Source organism: Eubacterium ramulus (assembly GCF_003122485.1).
GTDB lineage: Bacteria > Bacillota > Clostridia > Lachnospirales > Lachnospiraceae > Eubacterium_I > Eubacterium_I ramulus_A.
This window is the reverse complement of the sequence record NZ_JRFU01000126.1, coordinates 1-8442: the sequence shown is the minus strand read 5'-3', so window position 1 is coordinate 8442 and position 8442 is coordinate 1. Positions and strand designations below refer to the sequence as shown.

6 protein-coding genes are annotated in these 8442 nt (G+C 45.6%); 2 read left to right on the top strand and 4 right to left on the bottom strand.

All coding sequences use genetic code 11. The features are described from left to right. Positions 1 to 110: 110 nt before the first annotated feature. Together LG34_RS11330 and LG34_RS11325 are read right to left on the bottom strand one after the other, a co-directional pair. The gene (locus tag LG34_RS11330; protein ID WP_109216150.1) at positions 111 to 2048 is read right to left on the bottom strand and encodes a BMP family ABC transporter substrate-binding protein; all 1938 of its coding nucleotides are present in this window, start codon (positions 2046 to 2048) and stop codon (positions 111 to 113) included. Between the two features lie 11 nt (positions 2049 to 2059). After that, positions 2060 to 3109, bottom strand: a complete 1050-nt coding sequence (locus LG34_RS11325) for an aldose epimerase family protein (RefSeq protein ID WP_109216149.1) — start codon at positions 3107 to 3109, stop codon at positions 2060 to 2062. Between the two features lie 106 nt (positions 3110 to 3215). Here LG34_RS11325 and LG34_RS11320 point away from each other — a divergent pair, with 106 nt between their 5' ends. Beyond that, entirely contained in the window at positions 3216 to 4298 is a 1083-nt protein-coding gene (locus LG34_RS11320; RefSeq protein WP_330427477.1) for an L-threonylcarbamoyladenylate synthase, read from the top strand. A 14-nt stretch (positions 4299 to 4312) separates the two neighbouring features. After that, positions 4313 to 4780: a phosphotyrosine protein phosphatase gene (locus LG34_RS11315; RefSeq protein WP_109216148.1), complete on the top strand. Its 468-nt coding sequence runs from the start codon at positions 4313 to 4315 to the stop codon at positions 4778 to 4780. A 160-nt stretch (positions 4781 to 4940) separates the two neighbouring features. Here LG34_RS11315 and LG34_RS11310 read toward each other — a convergent pair whose 3' ends face one another. Further along, entirely contained in the window at positions 4941 to 6824 is a 1884-nt protein-coding gene (locus LG34_RS11310) for an acyl-CoA dehydratase activase (protein ID WP_109216147.1), read from the bottom strand. Next, the gene (locus tag LG34_RS11305) at positions 6824 to 8098 is read right to left on the bottom strand and encodes a 2-hydroxyacyl-CoA dehydratase family protein (RefSeq protein ID WP_109216146.1); all 1275 of its coding nucleotides are present in this window, start codon (positions 8096 to 8098) and stop codon (positions 6824 to 6826) included. Before LG34_RS11305 ends, LG34_RS11310 begins: the two co-directional genes overlap by 1 nt. Positions 8099 to 8442 lie beyond the last annotated feature (344 nt).

Genomic DNA, 8442 nt, shown 5'->3' with positions numbered 1-8442 from the left:
ATTTGGATTCAGATCGCCACAGGAAAGGATCAGATCGGTATCGGTGATTTTGTTACTGTTGTAATGATCCCACAATGCAGTTGATTCTGTATCGGAGATTGCCATGATTCTCATAATACAGGTTCCTCCTTACGGATTCCCTCCTGCCGTACAACGTTCTGCGCATCTTCGCGCAATTCGTCTGCAGTTGGAATCCGACCGATAATATTGTCCGCGAGCCAGTCAATGGAAATGATCTCTTTTGAGGTCAAATGGTGGTTCGCATCTTTTGATACAAGTCCGTCCTGAGAATGCAAAATGCCGTCAAACGGGTTGAAATCGTAATTGCGGATGGCATTTCGCAGGGTATCCAGCAGATGCCGTGTTTCGTCCGGAACCGCAGAGGACCAGACCACATCGATCACATCGGAGGACATGCCCCACCAGTAATGCAATGCTTTCTTGGCATCGGATTTTTCTTCGGTATTCCAGATCCCGTTCTGTACATTTCGAATGATCCGTTCGTAATATTTTCCCCAGTTCCATGCCGGAAATGCCAGATTGACAGGTGTTTCTCCGTTGACGCGGAACAGACCAAACTGTCGGGTGATCTTGCGCGGAATGATCATATCCTGATGGGAGATATAAGTAGCTCCCAGCGCATATAGTTTTCCTGTGAGGTCGACATGCTCATTTTCTTTCAGGGTGGACCATTCCAGATATACTTTTGCTTTCGGGTTTACCATTTTGACACCCAGAGCAAAGGCATTGATATTGGCAGTCATGCCGTAGATCGGATAGTCCGCGATGTAGCCGATTTTGTCCGTGTCTGTCATAACGCCTGCCAGAACGCCGATCAGAAATTTGGCTTCATACATACGTCCGTAGTAAGTGCGGATATATTTATGAGAAGCGTTCAGGGAACAGTTCAGGATCTTTACTTCCGGGTGGTCAACCGCAGCGCGCAGGCTGGCACTTAAAAATTCCGGTGATGTGGTAAAAATCATTTCATTGCCATCGGCGATTGCCTGTTCAATGGCAGCAATAGCATTGTCTGTTCCGGAAATGTTGTCATAAGCTTTAGTCTGTACACTGCCATGAAAAGCATCTTTCAGGTACAGACGACCAAGTTCATGGGCATAAGTCCAGCTGGAAGTCTCCGGTGTCTTTCTGTTAATAAATGCAATATGTGTGATATTTTCTTCATCGGTACCGGTGAGCAGTTTGGTAAAGATATTTTTCTTCTGTTCCGGTTCCGGATCATATTTGACCGAAGGTTTCTCTTTCGTATCGTGGAGTTCGATCTCTGCCCACATTTTTTTCAGATTTTCCTTGATCTCAGAAGGCGTCTCATCGGAAAGCTGGCTGTAATCAAACAGATCCAGATAGATGAGCAGAGCGTCTCCAATGGTCATATTCAGTTTGTTACCGCCCAGTTCCCGGAACGCATCGGCAAAACGGTTGTAGCAGGAACGGAACAAAATGCGGTCGTCCATGCTCCAGCGCTCATAGCGGCTGTGTCCGAGATGGTAGGACAGATGCTGATAGGCACCTTCCTGACTGAAAAACAGGTAATTAATGTTCGTTGCATTATAAAAATCCAGAAATTCGTAGTAAATACGGCTCTCTTTCGTATCTTCCCTTGCAGGGATGATCCTTGTGACGTAGCCGGGAACACTGATCGCTCCAAAATATTTCAGAACGCTGACACGTTTGTTGCCTTCCTGCACATAATATTGGTTCATGTATTCATAAGCAACAATGGGTTCACGGATACCTTCCTGTAAATGTGCATCGCAGAGTGCGGACCATTTGGCAGCAAATTCTGTACCTTCGCCGAGGATTGGCATAAAATTCGGGGCAAAGGAGGAAGAACGTCCATAGGTTTTGGTTCCGATGATCAGTTCTGTTGGGATATCCACCAGACCTAATGGAACTTCACCGCTGATGTCTACATGTTCCAGAATCGTGTCTAAAGCGGGCATTTGGGTCGGCAGTTTCTGTGCTGTTCGGTTCTGTAAGTCTTTTTTGCCTGCCCTTGCGGCAGCTTTGTAATGCTCCATCGACATATCGATCACTCCTATCGTTTATTGGCTGTCACGGAAAAATGAAATAATGTTTTGGATTTAAAAGTTTCTCCTGCTTTTAAGATAACAGATGGGAAATTCGGGTGGCTGGTTGCATTTGGAAAATGCTGTGTCTCTAAGCATGCGCTGCCGTATGCCGGGTAGCAGATGCCGTTTTTGCCATGTTCTGCCGGAGACTGTGCCGGTACATATAACTGCACGCCAGGCTGGTCGGTAAAGCAGGTCAGGCGGATGCCGGATTCTTCTGCATACAGAGTAGCTGCTTCCTTCAGACCGCTTCCGTTTAATACAAAGTTATGATCGTAGGTTTTGGAATATTTTAACTGCGGATGATCTGCAAAAATATCCTGTCCGATCGGTTTCGGAGTACGGAAATCAAACGGTGTGCCTGCTACGTCGGAGATTACACCGGTGGTGAGGTCGTTTTCATCAGTTTCGGTATACTGGTCAGCATTGATCATCAGTATATGCTCCAGAACAGATCCGGAAGCTTCGCCATTTAAGTTAAAATAAGAATGGTTTGTCGTGTTGAATACGGTATCCTGATCACTGGAAGCTTCGTAGGAGATGGAAAGTTCATTGTCCTCACTCCATGCATAGGTCACGCTCATTGTCAGTGTGCCCGGATAACCTTCTTCTCCGTCCGGTGAAACACGGGTAAAACGAACGGTGTTGCCAACCTGTGCAGATTCCCAGTTGTAGTAGTGGAAACCGCGGGTGCCGCCGTGCAGGTGGTTTGGTCCATTGTTGATTACCAGATGATATGTTTTATCATTTAATGTGAACGTACCTTTTTCAATACGGTTTGCATGTCGGCCGACAACGGCACCGAAACTTGCCTGATCTTTTTCATATTCAGCAAGGGTGTCATAGCCAAGGCATACATCACGCAGAGTGCCAGTTTTGTCCGGAACACAGATATTTACCACGCGGCAGCCAAAGCTGGTTATGGTAACATATGCGCCGGATGTGTTTTCCAGACGGTAAAGAAAAGCTTCTTCTCCGTCATTTGTGATTCCAAAAGAACTTTTTGTAATATTCATTTCAAAACCCTCATTCTTTCTGTTTTAAGTTAGGTAAATGTATCTATAGTATACGCGCAGGTGACAGGTGCTGACAAGTAAAATCTTTTGTGGTATACTGTTTTTCATGAATACGAATAAAAATACAGATAATGAAATGATGAACACACAGGTGAAAAAAGTGGATGCAATGCATCCGGATATGGATATTATGCGGGAAGCGGGAGAAATTATCCGTCAGGGTGGACTGGTTGGATTCCCGACAGAGACCGTATATGGATTAGGAGCAGACGCGTTACTGCCGGAAGGGGCGAAACGAATTTATGCAGCAAAAGGGCGTCCGTCAGACAATCCATTGATCGTGCATATCGCAGATTTTGAAGCACTGAAGAAAATTACTTCTTATATTCCGCCACAGGCAAAGGCTCTGGCAGATGCATTCTGGCCGGGACCGCTGACCATGATTTTTCAGAAAAGTGATGCGGTTCCGTATGAGACGACCGGCGGGCTGGACACGGTAGCCGTTCGTATGCCGTCCCATCCGACGGCGCTGGCTCTGATCCGGGAAGGCGGCGGTTATATCGCTGCGCCGAGCGCGAATACTTCAGGTAGACCGAGTCCGACGCTGGCAGAGCATGTATACGAAGATCTGAAGGGAAAAATCCCGATGATCCTGGATGGCGGAGCGGTTGGCATTGGTATTGAGTCAACGATCATTGATCTGAGCGAAGAAATCCCGATGATTCTGCGCCCGGGTTATATTACAAAAGAAATGTTGTCGGAAGTGATCGGAGAAGTAAAGGATGATCCGGGATTTGCCAGTGCAGATCCAAATGTACATCCGAAAGCTCCGGGCATGAAATACAGACATTATGCACCAAAGGCAAATCTGACGATCGTATCCGGAGAAGCTGGGGCAGTGATCGAGCGCATCAATGCGCTGACACAAGAGCATCAGCAAAAAGGAGAAAAAGTCGGAATCATATGTACAGATGAGAGCCGTTCACAGTATGTCGGTGATGTGATCAAAAGCACCGGCAGCAGACAGGATGAAGATAGCATTGCACAGCATTTGTATGCTATTTTGCGTGATTTTGATGATATGGATGTGGATGTGATCTTTTCTGAAAGTTTTGCCACTCCGCGTATCGGTCACGCGATTATGAATCGTCTGCTGAAAGCTGCGGGACATCAGGTGATCGAAGTTTAGCTGGAGGTGACAATTTGGAAAAAATCGAGAAGATAATCTTTGCGGGGAAACGGGCAATCTGCCGGGAACCGATGGCGGCTGCAATCTTGCAGCGGGAACATCTGAATTTTCCGGTGGAGATACTGGCGCGGGGCATTGTAGTATTATTTCCGGAACCGCTGAATCAGAAAGCAGAAGCTGTAATGATCAGTAATGGGATTACACTGGAAAATTATATGTCCAGTCAGCTGGAACCGTCTGATTTTGGGGAACATACACTGGTTCTGACCTTTGACCAGGCAGCAAAAGAGAAAGTGCTGGAGATGGAAGGCGCACAGAATGTGGAAGTGCTGACAGAGCTGACCGGTGATGAGCTGGAAATTCTGGATCCGTATGGGGCAGAGCTGGTGACTTATGGTATTTGTTATGAGACGTTGTCGAATACGATACATAAATTGGCAGAAATATTGAACGAAGAATATGACAGAAACGAAAACGAATGATGGAATAAAGAAAAAATCGGTTAGTCCATATAGGACTCTTTCTGAAAATGAAAGAGAGCAGGCTATTTTTTCCTGGTAAGCGATTGTTAGCTACCGGGACAAAATAGCCTGCTTTCTTTTTCAATACGTACAATTTAGCCACAAGAGAAGTTAAATATTCCTAAAGTATATTTTCCAGTCCATACAATGCCGCACCCAGTGCGCCCACAATTTCCGGTTCCTCAGAGATAAAAAGCGGCGCCTTCAACTGTTCTTCCAGCACCTTAACCACGCCCGGATTTTTTGCAACACCACCAGTCATCATAAACCTTGGTTCCAGTCCAACACGGCGCATTAGTGAAATGGCTTTCGCGGCGATGGCCATATGAATGCCGTGGGCGATATCAGAAGTTTCTTTATTCCGGGCGATCAGTGAGATAACCTCCGATTCTGCAAACACGGAACACATACTGCTGATCTCAATATTTTCTGTAGATTTCAAAGACAGTGGTCCCAGTTCTGAAATATCCACTTCCAACGTCCGTGCCATCATTTCCAGAAAACGTCCGGTTCCGGCGGCACATTTATCATTCATGACAAAATCAGTCACATCCCCTTTTTCATTCAGATGGATCGCTTTGCTGTCCTGTCCGCCGATATCAAGAATCGTGCGGATTTCCGGATTCAGATAATGTGCACCTTTTCCGTGACAGCTGATTTCTGTTACGTTTTCATCTGCAAACGGAATGCTGACACGTCCGTATCCGGTGGACACGATTTTGGTCAGATCAGAGCGCTGTAGGTTTGCCTTCTGTAAAATTTCTTCTAAAATGCGCTGTGCACTTTCGCCGCTTTTAGCTCCGGTGCGGATGACCGCGGAAGCAACGATTTCACGATTACCGTTTAAGATAACAGCGTTTGTGGAAGTGGAACCGCTGTCAATTCCCATGACATAGACAGGTGCATCCGTTGTATTAGCTGTTTTTGCATTTGCAGTATCGGAAACGGCATCTTGTGTTTCAGTAGAATAGTTTTCTGACTGCTGTCGTTTATTTTTAAATAACATAGATTCTCCTTTTTGTGCACGTAAGGATTCTAAAAATGCTTCCAGTCGGGTTAAAATCTGACCGCCGCACTGAGCGGTAGCATCGGTTTCGATTTTCAGAATCGGCAGGTTAGATGTTTCGTGCAGTTTGGTATATTCGTAAGCATAAATATCACAAAATTTAACGGTGTGGTAAATAATGCCGTCAATGCGATCTTCATAGGCTTCCAGAATACGTTGGCGGTTGGATGCGGCAGCCATACGCATGCAGGGAAGCTGATCTAACAGAGCATGTGCATAGGCAGGCAGAATCTGTTCAGAATTCAGGTCGTAGCTGCGCTGGATGCCGGTGCAGGTCAGATCCAGTGTGATCTCTGCCTGATGATCGGTGATGAGCTGACGGATCTCACTGCCCGGACGGGCACCAACAAGGGCGATATGAAGACCATTCATCGGTGAATCGGCAGTTGGGTTATCAGCTAAGCCAGATGAGATGGAGGTGTGATCGACAGGAGCTGTTGTCTGATAAGCAGTTGCATCGAAATTCTGAGCATCATTTGCCGTTTTCTGTTTTGTATCATGTTTTTTGCCAGTTTCAATCAGTTTTTGTTCATCAGCACATTCTCTGCAAATTTCCAACAACTTCTGCTCCGAAAAGGTTTTTCCAGAAAAATCCGCATAGGCATCAATGAGTTTTTGCAGCTGTTTCGTATAAAGCGTCACAGCAAAATCATTGATCTTGCGCGGCAGATCCAGACAGAAGAAAAATTTATCCGGAAACTGCTGACATAAAATATCATACAGTCGGCGGGAACTGTCGCAGCAGGAGGTAAAGACCATTCCTTCATAATCCTGCTTTTCAAATTCTTCCAGAACCGCTTTGGAGAAGGAACACATATTTGGGTGCATCAGGGCATCTGCCTGGGTGAAATTCGTTACATGCGGTTCCAGACAGACAAGCTCTGTGCCGAACGCCTGCAGCAATTCTTCCGGGACATATTTACAAAAATAAGCCAGCATTATGCCTCCTCCTTTCGCTGTTTTAATACTTCTAAAAATGCTTCAAATCGGGTGCGGATCTGTCCGTCGTGACTGTTTCTGCGGTCCATGCCGTCTCCATCCAGGATCAGAAGAGGAATATCTTTTTTATCCAGTTCTTCTTTTAACAGCATGACGCCGCCGGAGGACTGTTTGCATCCCCAGTGACAGAAATTGATGACGCCGTCAGACTGCAGATCCTGTGCCAGTTCCGATACCAGTGCTGCTTTTCTCTCATAAGGACCGTTGTAGACATTGTGGATCATTTTGTCTGCCAGAGCTTCCAGCGGATGTTCGGTATCCAACGGCGCGCGGTAATCCAGATTCATTTCAATCGCCTGAATCTGATAATCATCAGTGAGATTAAAGTACTCCTTTAAAGTTTCCTGATAATAAGGCAGTAGGTGAACCCAGAGAATGTTGGTGCCATGAAATTCCGGTGCAGCTGCGGTTTCGGCTTCCATCTGCTGATAAAAATGAAGGATTTCCGGTGTGCCAATATTCATATGTGACGCAAACAGCATATACATTTGCATAGTCAGCGTAGATGGATAATGATGCGTCCGCAGATTTTTTAAGCAGCGTTCATAACAGGCTTTGGATGCATTTTCCCGTTGTAAAATAGGAACCAGTTCTTCTTCCTGAAATTTTTGGTGGAAGGTATCTTCCAGCATGGCAATCAGTTCTTTTAACTGTTCCGTGACATAGGCTTTTGCATCCGGTGTATTGTACTGCGGGACATCGATCAAAAAGGACGGCACCTGATGTTTTTCAGACAGATGTCGGAAAGTGTTGATATTTCCGTCGCAGATGGTAGAGGTTGTTACTGCAAAAGCTGCCGGCGGGATGATGCAGCTGTCGATGGCGCCGATGAAATTTTTATGGTAGGAGCACAGGGTGGATGCAAGACCTTCATTTTCGGCATAATCCAGAAAATAATCTTCGATGGTGAAGCCGGATAAAAAAGAGGACAGACATTCAATGGACAGACTGTGCAAGCCAAAGCACTGTAGCAGTTCCACCGGAGCAAAAATATTTGCCCAGACGGAGGTCTCCGGGTGCTTTAAAGCAGCCAGAACTTCTCCAACCGCATAGGTATTTAAATACTGGTAAGCGCCGGGCATTCTTTTGTCAGCCAGATGCTTACTGCGAAACTGCTCCAGAGCCAGTCCGGCTTTGATCATGCGGAAAGCTGCCAGCGGATGGTCGGGAGCATATTTTTTTATGATATTTCCATAAGTACGAATTACTTCCATAAATTTAATGTTTACCTCAGTCGAAATTGAGACTTCCACTTTTTCACATGATGAACAATAACAAATCATTCCTGGTGGGAGTGCTGCGATTTCTTTAAAATCTTGTCATAAGTTTCATTTTGTTTTTTTCGATAGCATTTTACAGGAAAACGGGGAAAATGGCAAGATGACAGGCAATGAGTCGATATGTGTGAAATGCAGAGAACATTTGGATGTAAATCAACCATACTTACAACCATTTAAGAAAATTTTAACTGTAAACACAGGAATGGTTATGGTAAACTATAAGAAATATGGATTCAAGTCGAACGCACGTGAGACTTGGTGCGTGATTCTGGTCAGCG

Bases quoted from the DNA above. Each gene is read 5' to 3' on its own strand.
- LG34_RS11330 (WP_109216150.1), bottom strand. From the start codon at position 2,048: ATGTCGATGGAGCATTACAAAGCTGCCGCAAGGGCAGGCAAAAAAGAC.
- LG34_RS11325 (WP_109216149.1), bottom strand. From the start codon at position 3,109: ATGAATATTACAAAAAGTTCTTTTGGAATCACAAATGACGGAGAAGAA.
- LG34_RS11320 (WP_330427477.1), top strand. From the start codon at position 3,216: ATGAATACGAATAAAAATACAGATAATGAAATGATGAACACACAGGTG.
- LG34_RS11310 (WP_109216147.1), bottom strand. From the start codon at position 6,824: ATGCTGGCTTATTTTTGTAAATATGTCCCGGAAGAATTGCTGCAGGCG.
- LG34_RS11305 (WP_109216146.1), bottom strand. From the start codon at position 8,098: ATGGAAGTAATTCGTACTTATGGAAATATCATAAAAAAATATGCTCCC.